We start from the raw sequence: 24884 nt of genomic DNA, 5'->3' as shown, positions 1-24884 counted from the left end.
TTTTCCCTTTCCGGTCTTCTTCATTGACGGGTTAGCGATCGAAGGTGATGCCTTTGGCTTCTGCTTTTTTGTCCATGCCAACAGCTTCCAGCAAGTTGGTGCCCTCTTTCAGTTTTGCCATCAAAACGGCTTCTGCATCATCGCGTTTTTTGGATTCTGCAGCAATTTCCATCGCTTCATGGGGGCGTACGACAACAAGACCGTCATCATCACCAACGATAATATCACCGGGATTGATGATTTCGCCGCCGAAAGAAATCGGTTGGTTGATGAAGCCTGGTGTTTCTTTCACGGTTCCTTTGATGCAAAGGCCCGGGCTGAAAACTGAAAAGCCATTTTTGTTTAGGGCTGGCCCATCGCGGACACCACTGTCTGTGACAAGGCCCGCAATACCGCGAGCCTGTGCCCATGTGCCCAGAACTTCACCAAAACAGCCTTGTTCGCTTGACTCGTCAGTTGCAAATACGAGCACATCTCCCGGCTTTGCAATGCTGATTGCAAGCTGCAACATGATGTTGTCGCCGGGGTGGGCTCTGATCGTTATGGCCGGACCGCAGACTGTCATGCCGTTGTAAATTGGCTTGATTCTTGATGCTATAGCGCCACGACGCCCTTGAGCCTCATGAATTGTTGCCGGTGTAAAGTGAGAAATTGCCTCGACAACAGATGCATCGGGCCGCTCGATATTCTCAATAACGTGCGCCATAAACTACCCTTTCGATTGGAGTTATCTTATCGAAAAGGTAGGCCTCTATGAACCATCTCCACAAACACGAATTGAATCTGGTATGATCGGTTCGGCTTATACTTGGGTCATTGTGGAGGCCTGACGCCAGGCCATTGATTGGATGCGATGAGTTCGCGCACCAAGCGAAATAGGACATCGTGAACAGCCATAGCAGGCTCGGACAAGGGGATGTTGTCGGAAACACAGACAGATATCGTAGCTTCGATGGCTGGGTCTTTTATGGGGCGAAGAATCAACTGTTTGAAGTCTGTCATGCGGCTCGCTGCTGACCAGGGTAGAATGGTCGATCCAATGCCCTCGGAAATGGCAGCTCCAAGCGTTTCCATCGAGTCGATTTCAGCGACGATCTTGGGGACGACGTGCGACGTTTCAAAGGCAGTATCAACCAGGGATCGAAGCAGATGGATACGGCTTGGTAACAGTAGTGGCACATTTTCAAGGGATGTCAGTGGAACCGCCTCTTTAACGTCACTGGGCAACGCAGCCGAACGGCGTGAAATTAGAAACAACTCCTCAACCGCGACCTGCTGAAAGTTCACGCCGCGCATCATGCCTGGGTCATAAATTAAAGCGAGATCCATCCGGCCATTCATCACAAGCTCGCTAAATACGCTCCCAAAATTGTCATTCACATGCAGCATGATTTCTGGATATTGCCGTTTGATTTCCTTTAGCAAAGACAGCGAAAGGGTTGACGTTGTACTGTAAGGTGCAAGTCCAACGGAAACACTGCCGGATAGGACTTTCGCGGCTTCGGAAACGTCACTCGACATCAGGTCCATTTGTTTAAGAACAATCTGGGCGTGTCGGTAGAGCGCCTTGCCCGCTTCCGTCATCGTAACGCCGTGCCTACTCCTCACAACCAGCTGTTGTTTGAAATGTGCTTCAAGACTGATCAAGTGCTGGCTCAGGGCTGGTTGCGCTATATTCAGCGCATCTGCTGCCCGGGTCAGGCTTCCCTTGTCGATGATTTTTACAAAATAGCTTAGCCTCTTTGTATCCATAGCTTGTTTTCCACGCCGATGCTTCAGTGACGCATGTGCGAATGGTCCTGCACAATTGTCAAGTTGGTGAAATAATTTCAACCGATGTTTGTCAGCATAACAATTCCTCCCGAAAATGAAATATAGCCAAATTCTTTTAGTGCAGAACCAAATACTCTTATCCGGCACGCACTCAAGCTTATAGGTTTACTAAACATCATTATAAATATGCGAGGTAAGAATGGCTTTTTCAGATTATAAGGTCGCGCTGGTAACCGGTGCTTCTGGTGGTATCGGGAGCGCAATTACTGAGCGTTTTGCTCAAGAAGGTCTCACCGTCCACGCGATTGGTCGCAATCAGGACAAGCTTGAAGAGCTTGCTTCCCGAGTTAAATGTGTTCCACATGCCATCGACATCTCTGACACCGCAGCATACCGCGAATTGCTGAAGTCGCTTGAAGTCGATGTTATCGTGAACAACGCAGGGGTCGACCATAAAGGGTCCATTCATACCCTTTCCGCTGATCAGATCGATGCTCAGGTTACAATCAACTTCGGTGCGGTCTTACATGGTATTGGTGCTGTGTTGCCTGGCATGATCGAACGTGATCGCGGACATATTATCAATATTACGTCTATTGCTGCGGCATATCCATTCAAAAGTAACACGGTCTACCATGCCACCAAAGCTGGTGTGCGTGCACTGACAAACCAGTTGCGCACAGACGTTCTTGGTAAGCGCATTCGTGTTACCGAAATCTGTCCGGCACGTGTGGCTACAGAGATTTTCGGCAAGGTGCACGGCAATCCCAAACAGGCACAAAAAGACTTCGTTGAGGGCTACGAGATTTTGCAGCCTAAAGACATCGCGAATGCAATTGGAGATGCGGTGGGTGCACCATCATATGCAAACATCAGTTGTTTGGAAATACTTCCAACATTCCAAGCAGTTGGAGGACTGGAATTCATTCGTCACACGGCGGATGATGCTGGAGGAAAAGACTAGAGATCTCGGTCTCAAAAAACGGAGGACAATAACATGACGGAACATACATCCGCGGTTATTCATCACCATCAACCAACGGGAGTTCATATGCTAAATTCTATTCGAAATGTCGTTTGTGGCGCAGCAGCTATTCTGGCTACTTCTGCTCTCATCATGCCGACCTTTGCGTCAGCGGTCACACTGGATCTATCCGAAGTTCTTCCTGAGTCCAACTATGGCACTCAGAATGTAAAGAAATTTGCAGAAGAAGTTGAAAAAGCAACCGACGGCAATGTCAAAATCAATGTTCATGCCGGTGGCGCGCTGGGCTTTAAGGGTCCTGAGCATCTTCGCGCTGTTCGTGATGGCCTGATTCCAATGGCTGACGTTTTGGGTAGCCAACAGATTGGTGATGAAGCTCTGTTTGGACTCGAAAATGTACCATTCCTCGTCAGCTCAATGGCTGACCTGAAGGTTTTGCACAAATTCTGGCGTCCTGAAATCGAAAAAGTAGCTGCAAAATACAATCAAAAATTCCTGTATTATGTACCGTCACCAAAACAGTATATGTATCTAAAAGTGAATGTTGATACTGCTGACAAGCTAGAAGACATCAAAATCCGGGGCGCTGACAAAACCACAGTTGATACGATGAAAGCCATCGGCATGGCCGGTGTGCAGATTCCTTGGGGTGAGCTTATCCCTGCCTTGGCTTCTGGTCGCGTTGAAGGCGTTGCAACATCAGCGACTTCCGGTGTTGACGGCAAATTCTGGGAATTCTTGAAATATATCTACCCATCCAACCACACATGGGGCAGCAACATTGTGAGTATCAACCTTGATACATGGAACAAGTTGTCCGCTGATGATCAAAAAGCGATCGAAGATACTGCCCAAAAACTGGAACCCGTTTTCTGGGACGTTGCGCGAGATAAAGACTTGGAAAGCGTCGCTAAAATGCAGGAAAATGGCATGGAAGTTGTCGATATTCCTACAGAAATGTTCGCGGATATCCAACAGCGTACCAAAGTTCTTCTAGAAGAATATCTTGTTCGTGTTCCAGAAGCAAAATCGATCGTTGATCAGTATCTTGCTGAACTCGGGAGAGAATAAGCATGAACGACCCAGAAGTCTGTGCTGATCAGACCTGGGTTAGAGGGATCTTCTCCATCTATGTGCGAGTAATAAGTGCGCTCGCCATAGGTGGAGGAATTCTCGCTGCCTTGTGCCTGACCATTTTAACAATACTGGTCTTTTCTGAAGTTGCCCTTGCAACCCTTTCAAAAGTCATCCCTGGTATTCCTAGCAATATCCCTGTTGCCTGGGAGTATAGCGGATATTTGATGGGAGTCGCATTCATGCTGGGCTCTGCCATCACACTCAGAGCGGGCTCTCACATCCGAGTGACAGCTCTTCTTGGTGCACTTCCAAACAAGACCAAAGCCGCCTTTGAAATTTGGGCAACCTCAGTTGGAACGTTCGTTACCGGTTTCCTATCTTGGTCATTAATAAACTTCACACTGCGATCTTTTGTTGACAGCAATGTGTCCTACGCCAGTTTCACACCTTTGTGGATCCCGCAGGCTGGTATGACGCTTGGATCGTGCTTGTTGACAATGGCGATGTTCGAACGATTGCTTAGGAGTATTCTTGGGTACCGGTTGGAAGACATCAGTCTGAAGGTTGCTTCCAGTGAAGATCTAGATCTGAAAAAGCCGGAGGAATAGGATTATGACAGCTATTATTGGATCACTACTGCTGATCTTGGTCCTTTTTCTTGGGTCAGGTGTTTGGGTCGGGTTGTCACTGATGGGAACCGGTATCACGATGGTGACCATCTTTCGTGATATCCCGATTGATAAACTGCTACCGCAGTATTTCTTTAACATTCTTACGACCAGTGAATTGGTTGCCCTCCCTCTTTTTGTGATCATGGGAGAGTTTTTGTTCCGGACAAATTTGTCTCGATCGCTCTTCAATGGCCTTGCGCCTTGGATGGGGTTGCTTCCCGGACGTCTCTTGCACGTCAATGTGGTGGCATGTTCGATATTCGCGGCTATTTCCGGATCGTCCGCGGCAACAACACAGGTTGTTGGTCGCATTTCCCTTACCGAACTGCTGCGCCGCGGCTATTCTCGTGACATCGCTATCGGAAGTCTTGCCGGTGCAGGTACTTTGGGGTTCCTTATCCCACCGAGTACCGTGATGATCATTTATGGGGTTCTGGCAGAAGAATCTGTTTTACGGCTGTTCACAGCTGGCTTCCTCCCAGGAGTTCTTCTTGCTGTCCTGTTCATGGGCATGATCATGCTGCGGACAACTATCAATCGCGACTTGATCCCAGAGTCCGAAAGACAATTACGCAATGCTTCTTGGGCCGTTCGTTTTGCTGCATTGAAGGAATTGGCCCCTGTCGTATTCCTTATTCTTGCTGTGCTTGGTTCTATGTATGGAGGCTTTGCAACGCCCTCTGAGGCCGCCGCAGTGGGCGTATTCGGTGCGATCCTTGTTGCTGGTTCTCAAGGGGGGCTAAATCTGCAGGCCTTTAGGGATGTGGCACTTAGCTCTATGCAGACCTGTAGTATGATTGGTCTTATCATCGTCGGCGCAACCGTTTTGGGCAATATCACGTCATTCTTGGGAATTGCAGAATTTCTGGCAGAATATGTTGCTGAACTCCAGCTCACTCCCTTCATGCTGATTGTTGCACTGACAGCCGTCTATCTTGTTCTCGGTTGCTTCCTTGAAGGATTTTCCATGATCGTGACGACCTTGCCTGTTGTCTTGCCGCTGGTAACTGCCGCCGGTTTTGACAAAGTATGGTTCGGTATCTTCCTGGTTATTGTGGTCGAACTTGCACAGATCACGCCGCCAGTCGGCTTCAACCTGTTCGTTATTCAAGGTGTGACGGGGGACGGGATTGGATATATCACAAGGGTAACCATGCCCTTTGTTGCTCTCATGCTCGCATTTATCGCTTTCTTGGCTCTCTTCCCAGAGTTCGTCCTGTGGTTGCCAAACTTACTATTCGGTGCATGACCTAACTTATAAAACACGGAGGACATCGTGTCTGAATTAAAACTTGCAGATCGCATTAAGCGCATCAAACCCTCACCAAGCACAGCGGCAGCTGATCGCGCACGTCAGTTGCGTGAGGAGGGGCGTGATATCGTAAATCTCACAGTCGGCGAACCCGACTTTGATACACCCGATTCTGTCAAAAAAGATGCGTGTGATGCCATCATGCGTGGCGAAACCAAATACACAGCGGTACCCGGCATTCTTCCCCTGCGTAAAGCCATCGCAGACCGCTTGAAAAAGACCACAGGCGTTGACTATGGAATGAACCAAATTACCGTCAGCAATGGCGGCAAGCAGGTTATTTTTAACACGCTGATGGCAACTGTCGGCAAAGGGGATGAGGTCATCATTCCCGCTCCATTCTGGGTATCATATCCCGACATGGTTCTTGCTTGTGGCGGCACGCCGGTGATTGTTCCTTGTGGTGAAGAGACCGGCTTCAAACTGACAACTGAAGCGCTTGAAGCTGCAATCACACCGAACTCCCGCTGGTTGATCCTGAACTCCCCAAGCAACCCAACTGGCGCTATTTATTCAGCTAAAGAGATGAAAGTGGTCACAGACGTTCTAATGCGTCACCCACAAGTTTGGCTTCTTACTGATGACATCTACGACGAGATTGTTTTCACCGGTGAGAAAGTAGTAAGCCCAGTTGCTGTTGAACCAGGCCTCATTGACAGAACGTTCCTGATCAATGGCGTATCAAAAACCTACGCGATGACAGGCTGGCGTATTGGCTATGGTGCTGGCCCTGTGGCTTTGGTTACGGCCATCAATACGCTTCAGTCACAGATGGCATCTTGCGCATCCTCTGTAAGTCAGGCTGCAGCCGTTTCTGCGTTGACTGGTGATCAGGGCTTTGTTGCGGAATGGCTTGAAGTCTACAAAAAACGCAGCGAACTAGCCACCTCGTTACTGAATAAGGCTCCCGGCCTTACTTGTCGTGCATCCGAAGGCTCCTTTTACGTCTATCCGGGCTGCGAAGGTGTGCTGGGCAAGAAAACGCCGGATGGCAAAGTGATTGAAACGGATGCTGATTTTGTTCTTTACATCCTAGAGACTGAAGGTGTCGCGGTTATTGCGGGGAATGCATATGGATTGTCTCCCTATTTCCGGATTTCCGTAGCGACAAGCGAAGACATCATTGCGGATGGATGTAAGCGCATTATCCGTGCATGTGAAGCCTTGTCATAATGGCTGCTAAATTGCCGGAAACGACCAATCGTAAAATCAGTATTTCTGATCGCGGTTGGCCGGTTTCGGCATTTTTGTATTTTGGTCAGTTGACGCTTGCGGATGAAGACCATTTGTATTGCATTTTTTGAGGAGAATAGTTTTGGAGAAACCACATATCTTGCAAATTGGGCCATATCCGGAATGGGATGTGGAACGATTGGAAAAACAGTTTGAGGTTCATCGCTATTTCGAAGCTCAGAACAAGGCAGCCTTTGTTGCTGAATGCGCCGACAAAATCCGCGGTATTGCGACCCGTGGCGAATTGGGTGCCGATAAGGCTTTGATCGAGGCACTGCCAAATCTTGAAATTATTTCCGTTTATGGTGTCGGCTTCGATGCGGTTGATCTGGATGCTGCAAAAGCGGCCGGCGTACGGGTAACCAACACTCCTGACGTCCTGACCGGCGATGTCGCAGATCTTGGTGTTGCTATGATGCTTGCTGCATCTCGAGGAATCATTGGGGCTCAAGATTGGGTCCGTTCAGGCAATTGGCAAACCAAAGGTGGTTTTCCTTTACAGACCCGCGTGTTTGGTAAACGTGTCGGGGTTCTTGGGTTGGGTCGTATCGGCTATGAAGTTGCACAACGCTGTGCTGGTTTCGATATGGATGTTGCCTATTGCGATTTGGAACCAAGGGAATTTGCCAAGGATTGGGCATTTGAACCGAGCGCTGAGACTTTGGCCGAACGCTCCGACTTTCTCTTTGTTACATTGACTGGTGGACCGGCAAACAAACATGTGGTCGATCAGAAAGTGATCGAAGCTCTTGGCCCTAATGGCATGTTGATCAATGTTTCGCGTGCATCAAATATCGATGAGAGCGCACTCCTCGATGCCCTTGAGAAAAAGGCGCTTGGGTTTGCTTGTCTTGATGTTTTCGAAGGGGAACCTGCCTTGAACCAGCGTTTTGTTGCCCTCGATAATGTGCTGCTGCAGCCACATCACGCCAGTGGCACAGTTGAGACCAGAAAAGCCATGGGCAAACTGGTTTTTGACAATCTTCTTGCTCAGTTCGAAGGCCGTCCCTTGCCAACACCGGTTATTTGATATCAGCGTTGGTGAGCTTGAAAAATCCTCAAAAGCCTCGGTTGGCCATTATGCCAATCGGGGCTTTTTGTTACCACATTCAGGCAACTCGGCGTGGCGTATGACAAGGTCTTTAAAGCCTTGAATTTCTGCCACTGTGCTATCAAATCAATGCAAAAAACAAAAAGCTAAGAACATGAAAAAGCCAAGGAAGTGATCTTCCTTGGCTTGAGATCTTGGATGGATACGAGTTGATTGATGCTTTGCAAGTCCTCGTTGCTGGCATTAAGTGTTCTAGATGCCGCTTGCTTTATAGGAATTGGCCACAGATTCAATCGCGAGCACGTAAGCTGCCGTCCTGAGATCTTCCACACCCTCTCGGGTTTGATAAACCTCCACCATGCGCTGGAATGCTTGGCGCATCATTTCATCCAGACCAGAACGCACCAAATCTATTTCATCGCTACCGCGAACAAAGGCATCCCATTGGTCTTTGGGAATTTTGACACCGGTCATTGATTCCAACATCTCAGCAATGCGGCGATTTTGGGTTTCCTGACGTTGATGATCGAGAAGGCCAAGACGCATATGGCCCAGATTTTTGATCCATTCGAAATAGCTGACGGTTACACCACCGGAGTTGACATAAATATCAGGCATAACTGTAACGCCTTTTTCCCGAAGGATTTGGTCGCCAGAGTAGCTGATGGGACCATTTGCAGCTTCGACCACAAGACGGGCTTGAATGTTGGCGGCGTTCTTGGATGTGATCACATTTTCCCGCGCTGCAGGAATAAGAATATCACAAGGCATCTCAAGCATCTTGCTGCCGTCTTCAAAACTCTCTGCATCAAGGAATCCACAAACGCCACCGTGGGTGTTCATATGTTGGCGCAGCTTCTCAATATTCAGTCCTTCAGCGCGAAAAACGCCGCCGTCATGCTCAATTACCCCTTGAATGATACATCCATCTTCTTGCGACAGGAATTTGGCTGCATGATACCCTACGTTGCCAAGCCCCTGAATGATGACACGCTTGCCGCGCAAGTCGCCATCCAAACCAATTTTCTCTCTGTCTGGCCAAGAGCGGAAAAATTCCTGAATAGCGTATTGTGTACCGCGACCCGTTGCTTCGATGCGGCCTTCAATTCCCCCATGGGAAAGTGGCTTACCAGTCACACAAGCCGAGGCGTTAATATCGAGGCGATTTAGCCGCTGATATTCGTCCGCGATCCATGCCATTTCCACTTCGCTCGTGCCCATATCTGGAGCAGGGACGTTCTGACTTGGGCCAATCAGATTGCGTTTGGCCAATTCCTGAGTAAAGCGGCGCGTGATGCGCTCCAACTCATGCGGTTCCCATTCATTTCGGTTAATCTGCAGCGCGCCTTTGGAACCACTAAAGGGAATGCCCATGAGGGCGCATTTGTAGGTCATCAACGCAGCCAAACCTTCAACTTCTTCCTGATCTACGTTGGGGGCATATCGGATGCCACCTTTGGCAGGATGTTGATGTTCGCTGTGAACCGAACGCCAACCTGTAAAGCTGAAGACTTTTCCTCTCAGGCGGACGCCAAACCGAATGGTTAATGTTAGGTTGCAAGCTTTGATTCGTTCTTTCATTCCGTCTCCTAGAAGACAGAGAGAAGATGAGTCGTCAAATATTTTATCGACACTTGATAATAGTGAATTTTCTGAATTTTCTGGCATAGATTGACCCCTTACAACTCTTGGTTTGGGAGGTCCGCGTTCGTTATACTTCTCTACTGGTTCGATGAGGAAAAAGAAGGAGAAAGTTGCGTAAGTGGACCGGTGCAACAAAACTACGCGCTTTGAAACTGTCGTTCCAAGATTGTTTGGTTATGGTGCCAACCAGTTCCATGATGTGACCGAGATTGCTCGCCCATTGATTTTGATGATGGATGCCGATTTTGTGGAGGGCCTCATCACGCGAGCAATGCGGAGGGCACTATCTGTGTGGGCAGTTGATCTCGAGGGCTAAGTATTGGAATCCTATGTCACGAAGAGCCGTGATCGTAAGGCGGCATTGAAATTCCTCAAGAAAACCATGAAACGCCATGGGCATCCGCTTTCGTTGGTAACAGACAAATTACGATCCGATTGCGCTGCGATGAGGGAGATCGGCAACGCTGATTGTCATGAGACAGGTCGCTGGCGGAATAATAGAGCCGAGACTTCGCACCGACCATCCACGCATCAGTTTACAACCATTTCAATCAGGAGAGAGGCCTCTACAGCAGACTAAATTTCAAGCTAAACCGTAACGCCGCTTTCGCAGAGTGGCGGGGTCTTTGTGCGGCGTAACACTCGAAGATACTGGCCCTCTTTGGTCAATTTCAAGTTTGTCTGGCACCACCCTCATGCAAGATATTCGCATGGTCTTCGTCATATTACTGGCGAAAAGATCTCTAATCTCAGTCAGCATACCCCAAGCAATTGCCTGATACTCTCTGCCATTTTACCGGAGCTATCTGATCTTACTGGATAGCTCCGGAATGGTGTAGCAGACTATGTCGGATATCACTGTTTGACTTAGATATGGCGTGATTGGAGATGACTGGCAGTCTGGACCCTATTGTTCAGGCACAAAGCCGTTATTTGCGGCAATAACTTGCAGCATGGCGGAATCATCCTCTTTTGCGACACTGGAGAGGGCTTCTTTATACCAGCCATAGGCGGCCTTGCCGATAGAAAGTCCCGTCATATTGGCCTCAGCCATAGCCATGCAATAACGAGTATCCTTTTCGCGCAAACCGATGGCGAGGCCGGTCTGCTCGGATAGCTTGTTGTGGGCCATGGCGCGGATCATACGCACGGTGTGGGGACTGGCGCAGGGGCCGCTTTCCACTGCCGCAATGAGGGTTTCAGCATTCAGTTCCAGCTTTTGGGCTAGGTGGGACACTTCGGCGATGGCGGCCACATGCACAGCACCCAGCATATTGTTCAAAAGTTTGAAGCCGGTGCCGGTACCTACCGCACCAAAATGCAAGATGGATTTGGAAATCACCTCAAGAATGGGCCTTGCCTTTTCCAGATCCTCGGGATCTGCGCCAACCAGTAAAACCAGATTGCCGGTGGCTGCATCAGCCGGAGGACCATTGACCGGGCAATCGATATAGATCGCGCCCTTTTTACTAACCTCCTCTGCCAATCGCCTCACATGGGTGTGGGAGATGGTAGAGCATTCCACCGCGATCATTCCGGGTTTGGCGGCAGAGAGGGCGCCATCCTCAGCCATCCACACCCGCTCCGATGCGATATCGTCGGCCACCATCGAAATCACCATGTCGGCATCCTTTGCCGCACCTTCCGGGGTAGGAGCTAGCTTGGCACCGAGCTTTTCAATCTCTGTGCATTTGCTGCCCTGAGAGCGATTCCAGACTGTGACGTCATGACCTGCCTTGACGAGGCTTGCTGCCATGCCGCTGCCCATAAGGCCAAGGCCCATAAAACCGATTTTTGCCATTTCAAATTCTCCTGAAGTTTGACACCAATACAGCCGGATCAATCCGGGCTCAATAAAATGCCCTGCGGACCGCACTTGTTGGATGATGGCCTAGCCATCTAGAAACATGCGCCAGCTATAGTTGGGTTGGTAGGTGAGTAGTCTTTTGGCCTTCTACTGGGAATAGAAGGTTGCAGTCTGCCCCATGTCGCGACATGGAACGCCCTGATAATAGGCTCTAATTAATTCAGTCGTGCTTTCAGCAACGAAATTATCATCATTCGACACATTGAACATCTCAAACCATAGCCCATCAGCCGCAAGGAAACGGTCAACTATATGTTCAAGATCGCGGATATGGTTCCACCGCTGCGCCAATAATATTTTAGGTTCCAATGTGTTTGACGTCAAGGCCAATGGGTCCAAATGAACTGATTTGACATGCAACATATTGAGAAATCTTAACATGCAGGTTTTCCTAAAACTCATGGATTGGTGAAGTAAAATTTTGGGTGGATTGGGACAATGACTTAGTCTCGTTCGAATGGGTCATCGGACTTCCCTGTTGAACTGCCTATCTGCTGGTGCACCTTAGTGAGCAACCAAACGATAAGGTAAAGATCGTCTGCTTCGTTTGCGATAAAGTCTTCTGTCTGCTGAATAATGCTACATTTTGAATGAACGGCGGCTTTGAGAAAGCCGCATTGTTACGGTGCATTAGTCAACTGCGAGCCCTTTCAAGACCTTCATGAAGAGATGGTTCTGGCATGCGCGCAAAGGACGACACTCTTTGACCGCTGCTTGTCTCAAACCCGCTCTTAGCCTATCAACCAAATTGGCCTCGCATGCGCTGATGGGGAACAAATTCAGCTTACTATTGAACCTGCTGATACGTGTTTACGGTTTTGGATAGCACCATCATTTCTGTTGTCTTGTTGAACGCCATGAAGTGACCTGTCTTTAGATGATAATCGAATGCGGCCGGGTTGGTGTATAACTCATAGAGAAACACTTTTTCTGGCTCGTTCACATTCACGCAAACATCAAACTGATGGCAATCAACTTCGGTTGATAAAGTGTTGCGCGCCTGTTCCAACACCAACGTCCGAAATCCTCGAATGTGCTCGGGTATGATTGAAAATGTTACACAAACAACAAACATTGCATTCTCCTTTTGGGGAACATTGAACTTCAGATATTTTGGGGAAACCGTCTGTGCAAGTCAGCGACTTGTTCGGATGTTAGCGGTCGTGTTCTCAAATTTTGCAAGGCTAGGAATAGCTTAGCAGTCTCTTCCAGCTCTTCTGTCGCATAGACAGCATCTTGAAGCGTTTTCCCTGCTACGACCGGTCCGTGGTTGGCCAACAAAACTGCGTGATGTCGAGACGCCATTTCTCCAACCGCTTCAGCCAACTTCAAATCACCAGGAGCGAAATATGGGATGAGTGGCAGTGTGCCAATGCGCATTACGAAATATGCGGTGAGAGGCGGTAAAACGTTAGCGGGATCGACATCATGCAGGCAGCCCAAAGCAACAGAGTGTGTTGAATGCAAGTGAACTACTGCGTTGGCTTTGGGGCGTCGCTCATACATAGTGGTGTGTAAAAAGGCTTCTTTGGTTGGCTTGTCACCACTTATGAGACGGCCATTAATGTCTAACTTTGAAAGGCGAGCTGGATCGAGTGTCCCCATTGTTGACCCCGTTGGAGTCATCAGCCAACCATCATCAAGCCGGACGCTGATGTTGCCTGAACTGCCAAAAGTCAGACCCCTATCAAACATCGACTTGGCCAAGCCAACGATTTCGTCGCGCAGCTTGGTCTCGTTCATGACAGCATTTCGAAAGCGTCTTCAAAGAACGATTCTTTACCGAAATTTCCAGACTTCAGCGCTAAAGCCATTGGTTGATCACCCAATGACTCAGTCCACGGCACTCCAGGGGCAATTTCTGATCCTATGCGCAAATTGGTAACCTCTAACGCAGACACGACCGCCCCTGAAGTCTCTCCACCTGCCACGACGATTTGTCGAAATCCTGATTTAAAGAGTCTCTTAGCGCAAGAACTAAGCGCAAATTCCATCATTTGCCCTGACTGCTCAACGCCAAATTTTTGTTGTGCGATGGCGACTTGTTTTGGCTCAGCCGAACCATAGATAACGATCGGAGCGTCGTGCGGCTGGGCGTCAGCCCATGCACAGACTTTTACGATTTCTTCTTCAGGTTCAGTCAATTTATCCATATCGAGTTGGTAGGTGGGCCAGCGTCCTTTGATATATTCTAGCTGAGCCCGTGTCGCAGTGGAGCAACTGCCCGCCAAAACCATTTTCTTTCCTGGAACTTGCGGGGTTGCCGCATCTTGGCCGGTCCCCATCAAACCGGCACGACGATAGTTGTGAGGGAGCCCCAGTGCGATACCGGATCCGCCTGTAATAAGTAGGTGATCCGAAATCGCGATACCGATTTCCAACAGATCCTCATCGGTTTCAGCATCAACAACTGCAAACCGGTGTCTATCCCTAGTGTTTTGTTCAAGGCTTTGGATAATTTCCATCGCGCCCATCCGAACCGCGAGCGCAGGGACTAACCCTACAGAATGGGCACTTTGCTTGTTCATTAAGTCAACTAAGTTGGAGTTGCACATGGGTGTAAGCGGGTGGTTCTTCATCGGTGACTCTGACAAAAGCTGATCACCGACAAAAAGATGGCCTTGATAAATGGTCCTGTGATTGGTTGGAAATGCCGGGCAAACAATGGCCATTTCAGCGTTAAGAGCTTCAAGTAAGGCATCTGAGACTGGGCCAATATTGCCTTTGTCTGTCGAATCAAAAGTCGAGCAATATTTGAAGAAGATTTGCTTTGCCCCAAGACTGCGCAACCAATCCAAGGCAGTCAACGATTGAGAAACTGCCTCATCAACCGGAGCCGTTCGTGATTTTAGTGCGACAACAACAGCTTGTGCATCTCCCAACTCAGGCGGGCCACTTGGGACGCCAATGACTTGCACCACCCGCATTCCCTGCTTCACAAGTGTGTTTGCCAAATCTGTCGCACCAGTAAAGTCATCAGCTATAGCACCGAGTATTATGGACATTCCAATCTCCCTATTGCCTAATGGTCCCAGCGCGTGATCACTGCTTGCCTTTTGTTAGTTCAATGATGGTTTTGGTAACTGCTTTTGTTCCCATATCACCGCCAAATTCCATCGGCCGAAGGAGATTTTCCGAGAATCCGATTTCCACGGCAGAGTCAATTAGATGAGAAGCATCGGCAAAACATTCTTCTCCTGATTTCTCGGCCAAATAGTCAAGCATGAGAGATCCGCTGAGGATCGCGGCCAGAGGGTTGGCTTTGTCTTGGCCTATGATATCGGGAGCACTGCCATGAGCTGGTTGGAATAGACCATGCGCATCACCGATTTCGGCACAACAGGCCATGCCCATGCCGCCAACAAGCCCACCTGCAAGGTCCGATAGGATGTCACCAAACATGTTTTCCATGACCATAATATCGAAATTCCAGGGCTGACGAATAAGATCGAGTGCCATGGCATCCACATAATTGTAGGACACATCTACGTCGGGAAACTCCCTAGACACCTCATCAAATATTTTGCGGAAAAACGCCATTGAAGTGAACACATTGGCTTTATCAACACAGGTTAATCTGCCCAGTTTTCCGCGTGCTTTTCGTTTTTCTGCCAATCGGAAAGCGAACCGATGCAGTTTTTCACTGGTGGCTCGCGTAACGCGCAAGGTGTCTTTTACCTCGACATCTTCTATGATTTGACTTCTGCCATGCACAGCAGCCGAATAGAATAAGCCTTCCGTCGATTCCCGCAAAATAATCATATCGATATTTTGCGCCTTGGGATCAGCCAATCTTTGAGGGGCATTTGGATAAGCGCGAATAGGGCGAACGCCGGCATAGAGACCAAACTGGTCGCGCAAACGAAGATGCGGTGAGATCTCGGTACCGTCAGGATGACGTATAGAAGGTAGACCAATGGCTCCTAAAAAGATTGCGTCGCACTTGCCCGCAGCATCTTCACCGCCCAGCTCAATATCGCGCCCCGTCTCACCAAAGTAAGCAGCCCCGGCATTGATTGGTTTGTAGATGAGTTTTGCGCCGCCTGTTCGATCCAAAGCGGCGTTTACAACAGCAACAGTAGCGTCGGTGACATCGATGCCAATCCCGTCCCCTTTAATCAAAGCAACTTCAGTTTTTTTCGACATAATCTAATTCTCCTAGGCATTTAGTTCCAAGTTTTTATCAAAAAAACAGAAAAATTTTGATCCGATAAATTGACTGGGCACCACATCACCGATTGGTTTGAAATACTATAAACTATTGATAAATAACATTTAATAATAATAATAGTGCGTCAATAATCTGGTTTTGTTCCAAATTAGTCTCACATTTAGAACCTTTCGTCAAATAAATTAATGAATACATTGACAGATTAAAAAATGAATGTTTACATGAACGTAATCTCGCATGTTCGCTTGATTGATGTCAGGTTGGCTTGGCTATCTAGACCAAGTCGGGAGGAGATACATGATTAAGAAATCAGCAATTGCAGCTTCGGCTGTTGCTTTACTCATCGCAGGCACAGCTTCGGCCGAAACCCTGCGCGTACAAACATCCACGCAGTCCGGTGGCTTTTCATTTAAATACATGAATGAGCATTGGACGCCTAAGCTGCCTGAAATGACCGATGGGGAGCTTGCGATCGAATTTTTGCCAATCAAGTCAGTTGTTCCGCGTAATGAAACGCCAGATACTGTTGCTGCTGGCGTGCTGTCTGGTGATCTGACGTCCATCGCCTATTTCTCAGGCCGCGATCCAGCTTTTGCGATTTTGGGTGACTTGATTGCGGGCTACGACACTCCAGCACAGGTACAGAAATTCTGTAAAGATGGCGGAGGTGCCGCTGCACTACAGGATCTTTGGGATTCTACGTTGCCAGGTAAGTTGAAAGTTGTTGGCTGCGGAGCAGTATCCAAAGAAGCCCTTGTCTCTAAAGTGCCTATTCGTGGCGTAAGTGATCTCAAGGGTCTTAAAATTCGTTCACCAGAAGGACTCGCAGCCACCGTATTCCGCGCAGCAGGAGCAAGCCCTTCCAATATCCCATTCTCCGAAGTTTTTACATCGCTTGAAAAAGGCATCGTGGATGCGGCTGATGCATCAGCCTATGTTAACAACGATCAAAACGGTTTCCACCAAATTGCAAAATTCCCGCTCTATCCTGGCATCCACTCCATGGCAGTGCATCAGTTTACTATAAATAAACAACTGTGGGATGGCATGAGCACAAAAACGCAACAAGGACTAACTGATTGGTTCTATTCTGCTTATGCTGATCTCATGAACGCACTTGATGCAAAAGACAAAAAGTTGGTTGAACGTGATCAGGCTGATCCGAATATTGAGGTCATCAATTGGGCTCAAGAGGATCGTGATGCTTTTCGCACAATCGCTGTCAAATCTTGGGAAGAAACAGCAGCCAAATCTCCTAAAGCTCAAAAAGCGCTCGACGTCCATTTTGCATTTATGAAAGCAGAAGGTCTTCTAAAATAAACGAAAATTGGTTGTTACTGGAGTGACTGGTTTTGCTGGTCACTCTTTTTATATCAGGACGTGGTTTGGGAGGAAGCAATGCGCCAACGTTTCGTGGAACTGGTTGAGCGCCTAAGTGTGTTCATAGGTAAATCCTGCGGGGCATTCTACCTCGCAGCGATCATTCTATCGGTGTATGAAGTTTTTACCCGTTACGTTTTGAACGCACCAACGGTTTGGACTACCGAAGCCATCATAGCAATGTGTGGGACAGCCTGGATGTTATCGGCTGCCGCAGTCACCCAACAAAATAGGCACATTACTGTGACTGTGATGGAGCTCATTGTTGGTGCTAAAATGTGGAACGCTATGCGTAAAATAGCTCTCTTATTGAGTCTGTTAGCCGTATCGGGACTTATGTGGGCCAACTGGAAACCATCTATGCAGGCAATTGCACATATGGAACGGTCAGGCAGTGCATTTAATCCGCCGGTCCCTTCCTATCTGAAGGTTATGCTGATGGTTGCATTGGTGCTTTATGCCCTACAATTATTGGCAAATTTTTTGAAGACGAGAAAAAATGGAAACGAAAAAGACCCCGTCCATGTAAATCTCTGTGCAGATTTGGAGGATTAATCAATGGGCATTGAAGTCATTACCCTGCTTATTGTGGCAAGCCTATTTACTCTCATGGCTGTTGGGGTCCCTCTGGGGGCGTCCACGTTGCTGGTCTCTATATCAGCGGCTTTGCTCAGCTTCGGAGCACCTGGCTTGATCCTTGTGTCATCTAATGTTGTTCATGTTTTTGAAAAATACACACTCGTCGCAGTTCCATTTTTTGTTTTTATGGCAAATATTTTGGAGCGAGGAGGAATAGCCAGAGACCTGTTTGATTCAATGGCAATTCTGGGCGGGCGGATGAAAGGCGGCGTCGCCGTTCAGACTGTGTTTGTATCAGTCATTTTGGCGGCTATGTCTGGCATCGTCGGCGGCGAGATTGTCCTGTTGGGGCTTATTGCCCTGCCACAAATGTTCCGACTTGGCTATGATAGAAAGCTGTCTATCGGCACCATTGCTGCGTCAGGTTCACTCGCGACCCTGATCCCACCTTCCGTGGTATTAATTGTATATGGATCCGAAGCCGGTGTTTCTGTGAAGGACCTTTTTTCCGCAGGTTTCTTACCAGGCTTTTTGCTCGCTTCACTTTATGTGGCATATATACTCATTCGCACCCGGTTGAACCCGTCTTTGGGTCCTGCCTACGACGCACCTGAAGCGTATTTGCCACTGCCCAAAAGGGTAAAATACCTCAAAGGACTTATCTTGCCCTTCCTGTTGATCGGTGGTGTCCTGGGTTCAATCTATACTGGACTTGCAACCGTAACTGAATCGGCAGCGTTGGGCGCAACCGGCTCTGTGTTGATCGCTTGGCTTCGGGGTGAAATGTCTATGAAAGGCTTGCGTGAAGGACTTTGGGCTACAGTGATAACCACCGGATCAATCGTTTGGTTGATCGTTGGTGCCGTCAGTTTGGTTGGCATTTACAATATTTTGGGTGGCACTTCGTTCATCAAAGGATTGCTTACGGGTATGGACGTTGCTCCAATCGTTGTCATCCTCATTATGATGGCGATAATCATGCTACTGGGCACTTTTATGGATTGGATCGCCATTGTATTTATTACAGTGCCTGTCTTCGCTCCTGTCGTTGTGAATCTTGGTTATGATCCTGTGTGGTTTGGTGTCCTGTTCGCGATGAATATCCAAATCTATATGTTATCACCGCCCTTCGGGCCCGCTTGCTTTTACCTCAAAAGTGTAGCCCCCAAAGACGTGACATTACAGGAGATTTTTGCCGCTGTTCTGCCGTTCATCGGGCTCCAGTTGATTGGATTGACACTTGTAATCATCTTCCCCGAAATCGCCCTGTGGTTACCGAGCTTGGGTAAATAGGAGAAAATTTGACATGAAACTTGCCGATGAACCTGAGAATCAAATTTACGATTTTGGCTGGTGGCCAGAAATCTTCGGCGCTTTAGGAGTGGCTGCTCTCCTTTGGTTCCTGATCAGTTATGCTTCTGGATTCATGTGAGGATTTGCGTGCAAAGATATCAGTTTCAGAATTGTTTGCACGCAGATCAATAACCTATGTTTCTTGCATTGATGAATGCATTATTGAATATAGCTTTGAATTTTGTTTTGCGCTGCCTATAGTCCCCTGAAGGGATTCTAAATGACAATGCAACCTGTTCCAATGCCAGAAAAAGTGATTAAACGAACGTTTGTAGACGATGCCTACAATCGACTTAAGCATGCAATTCTCACCAACGAATTGTTGCCTGGCTATCAAGCTCCTGAACCGGAAGTAGCCGCTTGGCTCAACATGAGCCGTACGCCTGTGCGTGAAGCCTTGATCCAGTTGCAGAGCGAGGGTCTTGTTGAATTGATTCCGCGGCGTGGCGTTAGAGTGTTGCCAATCCAAGCCAAAGACATGCGTGAGATTTATGAAATCCTTTCGGCGCTGGAACCTAGCGCTGCAGAAAACATTGCTCGCCGTGGTCTGACAGAAGAAGATTTAGCCCCTCTGGAACAAGCCACCTCGGAAATGGAACAAGCCTTGGATGCAAATGATCTTATTGCATGGGCAGAAGCAGATGATCGCTTCCATCGAGCCCTATTGGAGATAAATGGCAATGAGCGCCTCAACAAAATTGTCTCCGCACTTATCGATCAAGCCCACAGAGCCCGAATGATGACGCTGAGATTGCGGAAAAAACCAGTCAAATCAACCCAAGATCATCGAAAAATCCTCGAATATTTGCGCAACGGGGAAGCAAAAAAGGCGGGTGCATTGTTTCGGCAACACCGAAATAGGGCCTCAACAGAATTGCTCAACATTCTAGAGGATTTTAAAGTACCAGTGCTGTAATGCAAATAAATGTGTTTGTTTTTTAAACTATCTGCAGTTTCTGATTTGGGCACTCTGTTCTTTTGGTGAAGTGCATCAACAAGGTTAGGTTTCACCATTTTACAAGTTTATTTTCCCGTAAAGGGTGCGAAGCCACAGCGATGCAGCAAATGTCTGCAAAGTCCCGCGTTGCTGAAGTCTGAGGTGAAGACATGCTGCACGCGAAACGAATGGCAGCCTTAAGAAAGCTGCATTGCAATATCGGGCGCTCGGCCAATGCCCGGTTTGGGCCGAGAATGCATGTGGCGGGCCACGGTCGGCCACATCTGTATCGCGTTGCACTAGGCCGCAATGAGCCCTATTTGACCGCACATGTACCTCGGAATTGCAATGCATATGCATCGTTCAGATATGCGTGGACGCTAAGCCTAGATGATTGGTTGGGATATATCGTCAACATATACATGCTGTCCATTGTTAAGAGCGAAGTGTAAGCTACGGTACCAGAGGCTATCCCATCATCTTCATCTTCGTACTTTATCATGGGGAAAGTATTCCCCGGGGAGACGAGATCCGCTGTTTTTCCCAATTTGTCGATCACTTCCACGACCAATGTCTTCGACAAACATCCGGTTTCTTCATAGCATGAAGTCGTAAAACTGCACTCGTAGCCTCCAGCAATTGTTGGTCCGCTGATGGTCAAAGATGCCCAGATGTGAAAGATCGTAAATACGAAAAATTTCTTCATAACAAAGACCTATTTTGATACTATTCCCAGAAAGATCAATAGCCTAATTCACAACTTTTACAAGTGGCAGCTTTGTCCGCATAGTGTGAGTTTGATCGGACAAAATGCTGCGGCTTTCAGGAAGCTGCCGTTCATGCACTGTGCAGCATTTGGGGAGCTATAGGTAAATCTGGACGGGGCGGTAAAAAGTCGATAGGCAACGCCATCAAGGTTTGGTTCTATTATCAGCAGAACAGCGGTTACAGAAAATTCATGAAACTGTGAAGAGAGCTAGTCTTCAGCGGATAGCTCCAAATATTGATGCGGTAAATATTGATCCTATTAAACAATCGGATACAAGGCTCCGATTACGCGCCCCAACTGCCGATGGCGAAATCTGCTCATCTCGTTTGCGGATTCTGGAGCATTCGGACACCCTTTGCAGACCGTTTTGAGGCCTTAAGGTTTAGGTATCATGTGAGGTCGGTTTCGTCACCCATATTGGCTTGAGTCTTTCGGAAAGATTGTCCCTCCAATTTGATGCGACAGGCGTTGTGAACGAACCAGTCGAGGATGGCCGGCGCGTCTCATCAGGCGTTAATCCACCATACTTCTTTTCCAGTTGAAATAGTCGCCTGACTGATGCCGACTTTCCTATAGATCTCTGCAACAGGCACGCAATCGTCACTCAGCTTCAGAATAAATGCCTTCTGGGTGTTCGAAAACTTCGATGCTTTTATTGCTTTCGTTCCTTCTCCCTGCCGAAAGAATAGCGTGAAAACTCTAATTCTGAACGATTCCCTTTTTAGGGCGCAGAGCAAGATCAATCGCCGGTTCCCCCATCGGGCAGCGGCCAAGTTTGCGATCCGTTTAAAAACTCAGTTAATCCCTCCGCTTCCGAGGAAGTGTCAACCGTTTGACAGACTTGCGGGAAGGCCGTTGCTACGGTGCTGCCATCCGTTAGGACATTCAGACACAGGAATCCGCAATGAAAATCACCAAACTCACCACGTTTATTATGCATGTGCCGGTTACAAAAAATATTATTGGCGACTCAACCCATAGCATTACCCATTGGGGAATGCCGGGGGTGATGATCGAAACGGATACCGGTCTTGTTGGCTATGGTTATACCGGGACGCACGCCGACATCACCACCGACCGCCTTATCACCACCATCATTCAGGACGTTTTCGGCCCAATGCTGATCGGCGAGGACGCCAGCGAAGTTCGCTACCTGCATCGCAAGATGTCACGCAGTTCGACCAATATCTGGGTCGGTCGCGGCGGCTTGATGCAAATGGCGCTCTCCGCCATTGATATCGCGCTGTGGGATCTCAAAGCAAAAATGGTGGAGCAGCCTCTGTGGAAAGTCTTTGGCGGTTCGAAAAACAACCGCGTTCTCGCCTATAACACTGACTGCGGCTGGCTGGTCCGCGATACGGCGGAGCTGGTTGATGACTGCAAAAAAATGATTTTTGAAGAAGGATTTAATGCCATAAAGATGAAAATCGGTAAGCCGGACCCGCGAGAGGATCTCAAACGTATTGAGGCTGTCAGAAAGGCGATTGGCGATGACGTGAATCTGATGGTCGACGCGAACGCCAAATGGGACATCAGTACCGCCAAGCAGTACGGCTCGCGGCTCGCGGATTTCGATATCACCTGGTTTGAAGAGCCGATGTGGCACGATGACGTCGCGAGCCACCGTATGCTGGCTGAACGTATCAACACGCCGATTGCGCTGGGTGAGCTGCTCTATCAATTCGATTCCTTTAAAGAGTTTGTACTGGCGGGTGCGGTGGACTACCTGCAACCGGATGCAACACGTTGCGGGGGTCTGACGGCGGTATGGGAAATTGCCGATCTTGGCCTGGCTTTCAATCTGCCGGTAACACCACATCACGGTGACATGATGCAAGCGCAGCTGCATCTGGTGATGGCGCATCCTTCCTGCTCATTGCTGGAATTTATTCCCTGGACGCTGGACTGTTTCGTCGATCCGGTTGAAGTCAATGAAGGGTACTACTCTCTCCCCACCGCGCCAGGTGCAGGCACCACGCTTCGTCAGGAGGCTCTTGAGCGCTTTAGCGTGAGATAACCAACCTTTATCGCCCGGGCACGCGCCTGGGCCACCACAATAATGACAAATACAAAGAGGTGATTTATGCTCGACCCTACTGATCAGGATTTATCACTTCCAATCCGTAAATCCATACGTCGGATCAACCCGATGGTTACGTTGAAGTTTATTATGGCCTATCTGGATCGTTCCAACATTGGCTTTGCTAAATAAGACTATTCAGCTGGATACCGGCCTGAGTTATGCGGCTTACGCTTTCGGCGCCGGTATCTTCTTTATCGTATCGGCGCTCGCGTTTGGCTTGCGGGTATTATGGTGACCTCGGGCCTTGTGTCTGCGTCAATGATGTTCGCCCACACGGTGTCGGTTTTTATCTTCTTACGCTTCCTGCTTGGCGTCAGAGAAGCGGGTTTCTTCCCCGGGGTCATTCTTTATCTGACTTTCTGGCTCCCGCAGTATATCCGCGCATGCGTCACCAGCTATTTTCTGTTTGACGCACCGCTTGCCCACGGACCAAAAGGTGTGTAGAAATCACTGCTGGATTTACGCGTGCTTTATTGATGCCTGATCAGGATTACGGTGCGGGTATGGGTTCTACTTCTTTCTGCCGACGTAAATCTCCATGCTGATGGGCACCAAAGTTGACTTATTGGTTGGTTTCGTCACCACTATTCTGCCGCTGTGCGCTGCTATCGCAGTGTATTACGTGCCGCGTATGTCGGAAAAGCTACAGGAACGTCGTTATGATGCCTCTATCACCTTCATGTCCGGTGCAATTGGAAGTGCAGTTTCCGGTCTGGTTGATAGCATTCCGCTGATTGCCATTGTCGCCCTGTGTGTCGCAGAAGTGACGGCTATGGGCAGTCTGATGTTGCTATCCTGCGTCGTTTCGGCATTGAAAAGCCGATGAATACTCCGCCAGCACCCCATAATGAATCGGACAGTGAGGGAAAATATCTGCGCCAATTTGTTCATAGCAAATGATACAGTGCTACGACAACAAACGTCCTCAGGAGCCACAACGATGGTTAAGATATTGACCGAAGTACCGTCACATAACCTCGTCATTTCGTCGGAAGAGATCAACCATATTCTACTTGGTAGCAGTTGGTTTCGAGCACTACCGGACTATCTCATTGAACAGATTATGTCCCGCGCCAATTTGTATCAATACGAGAATGGCGAAATCATTCACTATCGCGGTGATGAATCGCTTGGCATCTATGCGGTCATCACCGGTTCCGTAAAGGCAAGTACAGTCTCTGCCGACGGCAGAGAATGTATTTTCCGCTATCTTTCGCCTGGCAACTGGTTCGGCGAAATTGGCATGATCGATAAATCCCTCCGTACCCACGACGCCAGGGCGATCGGTAAAACCACACTCCTGACACTCAAACCCTGCGATGTAGAACACCTTCTGCAAAGTTACCCGATTTTTAATCGATTTCTGGCGTTACTGCTGTGTAAAGTGGTACGCAATGCCTTCGCCATGCTGCATGACAGCACACTTTTATCGGTGTCTGCACGCTTGGCAAAGCGGCTAGTGAGTCTATCTGAGGGATATGGTGAGCCGCACGAACGGGGAGTTCTGATCAATCTCTATCTGACACAGGACGATCTGGCGACAATTATTAACACGACCCGCCAAACTATCAACAAACGGTTGGTCGCGTGGGAAAAATTAGGATGGATAGATGCTAAGTACGGTAAAATTCTAATCGTCAATATCAATGCGCTCAGACAGTTATATGCTGATGAAGACGAATAACGCTGCTGGTCACTTTTCATTTTGCGCTGACGAAAAAGCATCCGTCAGGATTAATGCCGGGCGTTTTCGACAGACCGGAATCATGCCGCGAGAGCATGGAAAACCGTGGGGCAGTTGTGAGCCAAGCTGCCATTGCAGATAGCTTCCCGCCACTCTGATGATCTATCGTAGTAAGGTCAGAGTAAATTGCTTGAGGCGGGCAGTGCGGTGACTTATCTTCGTAGGATGACACCCCCCCTTTTTCGCTATTTCAAAACCAGCTCAGAGATCATTCGCCTTGCGGTGATGCTTTGTGTTCGATTTCGGTAGTGTCAG

Annotated in this window: 26 protein-coding genes and 1 pseudogene; 17 read left to right on the top strand and 10 right to left on the bottom strand. The window is 48.5% G+C overall.

The annotated features are described in order from the left end of the window. Window positions 1-31: 31 nt before the first annotated feature. Together C0081_RS03805 and nac are read right to left on the bottom strand one after the other, a co-directional pair. Window positions 32-706: a 4-carboxy-4-hydroxy-2-oxoadipate aldolase/oxaloacetate decarboxylase gene (locus tag C0081_RS03805; protein WP_101532487.1), complete on the bottom strand. Its 675-nt coding sequence runs from the start codon at window positions 704-706 to the stop codon at window positions 32-34. 107 nt (window positions 707-813) lie between these two features. Then, window positions 814-1752: a nitrogen assimilation transcriptional regulator NAC gene (gene nac, locus C0081_RS03800; RefSeq protein ID WP_101532486.1), complete on the bottom strand. Its 939-nt coding sequence runs from the start codon at window positions 1750-1752 to the stop codon at window positions 814-816. A gap of 220 nt (window positions 1753-1972) precedes the next feature. Here nac and C0081_RS03795 point away from each other — a divergent pair, with 220 nt between their 5' ends. The 6 genes from C0081_RS03795 to C0081_RS03770 all read left to right on the top strand — a co-directional run bounded on the left by C0081_RS03795 (window position 1973) and on the right by C0081_RS03770 (window position 8081). Beyond that, window positions 1973-2737 (top strand): SDR family oxidoreductase, encoded by a 765-nt coding sequence (locus C0081_RS03795; RefSeq protein WP_101532485.1) that lies wholly within the window; start codon window positions 1973-1975, stop codon window positions 2735-2737. 87 nt (window positions 2738-2824) lie between these two features. Further along, the gene (locus tag C0081_RS03790; protein WP_101532496.1) at window positions 2825-3829 is read left to right on the top strand and encodes a TRAP transporter substrate-binding protein; all 1005 of its coding nucleotides are present in this window, start codon (window positions 2825-2827) and stop codon (window positions 3827-3829) included. Between the two features lie 2 nt (window positions 3830-3831). Then, a complete protein-coding gene (locus C0081_RS03785) occupies window positions 3832-4443 on the top strand; it encodes a TRAP transporter small permease subunit (RefSeq protein WP_101532484.1) in 612 nt (203 codons plus the stop codon). A gap of 4 nt (window positions 4444-4447) precedes the next feature. After that, window positions 4448-5755, top strand: coding sequence for a TRAP transporter large permease (locus C0081_RS03780; RefSeq protein ID WP_101532483.1), 1308 nt, complete (start codon window positions 4448-4450; stop codon window positions 5753-5755). A gap of 27 nt (window positions 5756-5782) precedes the next feature. After that, a complete protein-coding gene (locus tag C0081_RS03775) occupies window positions 5783-6991 on the top strand; it encodes an aspartate transaminase (RefSeq protein ID WP_101532482.1) in 1209 nt (402 codons plus the stop codon). A 142-nt stretch (window positions 6992-7133) separates the two neighbouring features. Continuing rightward, complete coding sequence (locus C0081_RS03770) at window positions 7134-8081, top strand: 2-hydroxyacid dehydrogenase (protein ID WP_101532481.1); 948 nt, start codon at window positions 7134-7136, stop codon at window positions 8079-8081. Window positions 8082-8354: 273 nt separating this feature from the next. Here the strand turns inward: C0081_RS03770 and C0081_RS03765 are convergent, their stop codons facing one another. Then, window positions 8355-9683: a Glu/Leu/Phe/Val family dehydrogenase gene (locus C0081_RS03765; RefSeq protein WP_245417853.1), complete on the bottom strand. Its 1329-nt coding sequence runs from the start codon at window positions 9681-9683 to the stop codon at window positions 8355-8357. A 382-nt stretch (window positions 9684-10065) separates the two neighbouring features. On the opposite strand from C0081_RS03765, the gene C0081_RS23840 reads away from it, so the two are divergent. Further along, complete coding sequence (locus tag C0081_RS23840) at window positions 10066-10326, top strand: DDE-type integrase/transposase/recombinase (RefSeq protein WP_210200379.1); 261 nt, start codon at window positions 10066-10068, stop codon at window positions 10324-10326. A 327-nt stretch (window positions 10327-10653) separates the two neighbouring features. Here the strand turns inward: C0081_RS23840 and C0081_RS03755 are convergent, their stop codons facing one another. From C0081_RS03755 to C0081_RS03730, 6 genes are all read right to left on the bottom strand, one after another. Then, window positions 10654-11547, bottom strand: a complete 894-nt coding sequence (locus C0081_RS03755; RefSeq protein WP_101532479.1) for an NAD(P)-dependent oxidoreductase — start codon at window positions 11545-11547, stop codon at window positions 10654-10656. 153 nt (window positions 11548-11700) lie between these two features. Continuing rightward, the gene (locus C0081_RS03750) at window positions 11701-11994 is read right to left on the bottom strand and encodes a hypothetical protein (RefSeq protein ID WP_101532478.1); all 294 of its coding nucleotides are present in this window, start codon (window positions 11992-11994) and stop codon (window positions 11701-11703) included. Window positions 11995-12400: 406 nt separating this feature from the next. After that, entirely contained in the window at window positions 12401-12688 is a 288-nt protein-coding gene (locus C0081_RS03745; protein ID WP_101532477.1) for a putative quinol monooxygenase, read from the bottom strand. 29 nt (window positions 12689-12717) lie between these two features. Continuing rightward, a complete protein-coding gene (gene otnC / locus C0081_RS03740; protein WP_101532476.1) occupies window positions 12718-13356 on the bottom strand; it encodes a 3-oxo-tetronate 4-phosphate decarboxylase in 639 nt (212 codons plus the stop codon). Continuing rightward, window positions 13353-14618 (bottom strand): 3-oxo-tetronate kinase, encoded by a 1266-nt coding sequence (gene otnK / locus C0081_RS03735; RefSeq protein WP_101532475.1) that lies wholly within the window; start codon window positions 14616-14618, stop codon window positions 13353-13355. Before otnK ends, otnC begins: the two co-directional genes overlap by 4 nt. A 37-nt stretch (window positions 14619-14655) precedes the next feature. Next, window positions 14656-15759: an isocitrate/isopropylmalate dehydrogenase family protein gene (locus tag C0081_RS03730; RefSeq protein WP_101532474.1), complete on the bottom strand. Its 1104-nt coding sequence runs from the start codon at window positions 15757-15759 to the stop codon at window positions 14656-14658. A gap of 322 nt (window positions 15760-16081) precedes the next feature. Between C0081_RS03730 and dctP the strand changes: the two genes are divergently transcribed. The 5 genes from dctP to C0081_RS03710 all read left to right on the top strand — a co-directional run bounded on the left by dctP (window position 16082) and on the right by C0081_RS03710 (window position 20012). After that, window positions 16082-17104: a TRAP transporter substrate-binding protein DctP gene (gene dctP / locus C0081_RS03725; protein WP_101532473.1), complete on the top strand. Its 1023-nt coding sequence runs from the start codon at window positions 16082-16084 to the stop codon at window positions 17102-17104. 78 nt (window positions 17105-17182) lie between these two features. Continuing rightward, a complete protein-coding gene (locus C0081_RS03720) occupies window positions 17183-17719 on the top strand; it encodes a TRAP transporter small permease subunit (RefSeq protein ID WP_101532472.1) in 537 nt (178 codons plus the stop codon). A 3-nt stretch (window positions 17720-17722) separates the two neighbouring features. Continuing rightward, window positions 17723-19036, top strand: a complete 1314-nt coding sequence (locus C0081_RS03715; protein ID WP_101532471.1) for a TRAP transporter large permease — start codon at window positions 17723-17725, stop codon at window positions 19034-19036. Window positions 19037-19049: 13 nt separating this feature from the next. Continuing rightward, a complete protein-coding gene (locus tag C0081_RS23655) occupies window positions 19050-19175 on the top strand; it encodes a hypothetical protein (protein WP_280952857.1) in 126 nt (41 codons plus the stop codon). A gap of 141 nt (window positions 19176-19316) precedes the next feature. Further along, complete coding sequence (locus C0081_RS03710; protein ID WP_101532470.1) at window positions 19317-20012, top strand: GntR family transcriptional regulator; 696 nt, start codon at window positions 19317-19319, stop codon at window positions 20010-20012. A 1283-nt stretch (window positions 20013-21295) separates the two neighbouring features. On the opposite strand, the pseudogene C0081_RS23505 reads toward C0081_RS03710, so the two are convergent. Further along, a pseudogene (locus C0081_RS23505) lies at window positions 21296-21458 on the bottom strand (transposase); the annotation flags it as partial. Between the two features lie 248 nt (window positions 21459-21706). Here C0081_RS23505 and C0081_RS03695 point away from each other — a divergent pair. The 5 genes from C0081_RS03695 (at window position 21707) to C0081_RS03685 (ending at window position 24569) form a co-directional block, all read left to right on the top strand. Beyond that, a complete protein-coding gene (locus C0081_RS03695; RefSeq protein WP_101532467.1) occupies window positions 21707-22819 on the top strand; it encodes a mandelate racemase/muconate lactonizing enzyme family protein in 1113 nt (370 codons plus the stop codon). Between the two features lie 66 nt (window positions 22820-22885). Further along, window positions 22886-23014 carry a hypothetical protein gene (locus tag C0081_RS23650; RefSeq protein WP_280952856.1) on the top strand — a complete coding sequence of 43 codons (129 nt, stop codon included), beginning with the start codon at window positions 22886-22888 and terminating at the stop codon, window positions 23012-23014. A gap of 99 nt (window positions 23015-23113) precedes the next feature. Next, window positions 23114-23329, top strand: coding sequence for a hypothetical protein (locus C0081_RS23355; RefSeq protein ID WP_210200378.1), 216 nt, complete (start codon window positions 23114-23116; stop codon window positions 23327-23329). 94 nt (window positions 23330-23423) lie between these two features. After that, window positions 23424-23711, top strand: coding sequence for a hypothetical protein (locus C0081_RS23350; protein WP_210200377.1), 288 nt, complete (start codon window positions 23424-23426; stop codon window positions 23709-23711). A 114-nt stretch (window positions 23712-23825) separates the two neighbouring features. Then, a complete protein-coding gene (locus tag C0081_RS03685; RefSeq protein ID WP_101532466.1) occupies window positions 23826-24569 on the top strand; it encodes a Crp/Fnr family transcriptional regulator in 744 nt (247 codons plus the stop codon). Window positions 24570-24884: the final 315 nt, after the last annotated feature.

The sequence above is a fragment of the Cohaesibacter celericrescens genome (genome assembly GCF_002866925.1).
Taxonomy (GTDB): domain Bacteria; phylum Pseudomonadota; class Alphaproteobacteria; order Rhizobiales; family Cohaesibacteraceae; genus Cohaesibacter; species Cohaesibacter celericrescens.
Note: the sequence above shows the minus strand (reverse complement) of the source record. Positions and strands in the feature narration are given on the sequence as shown.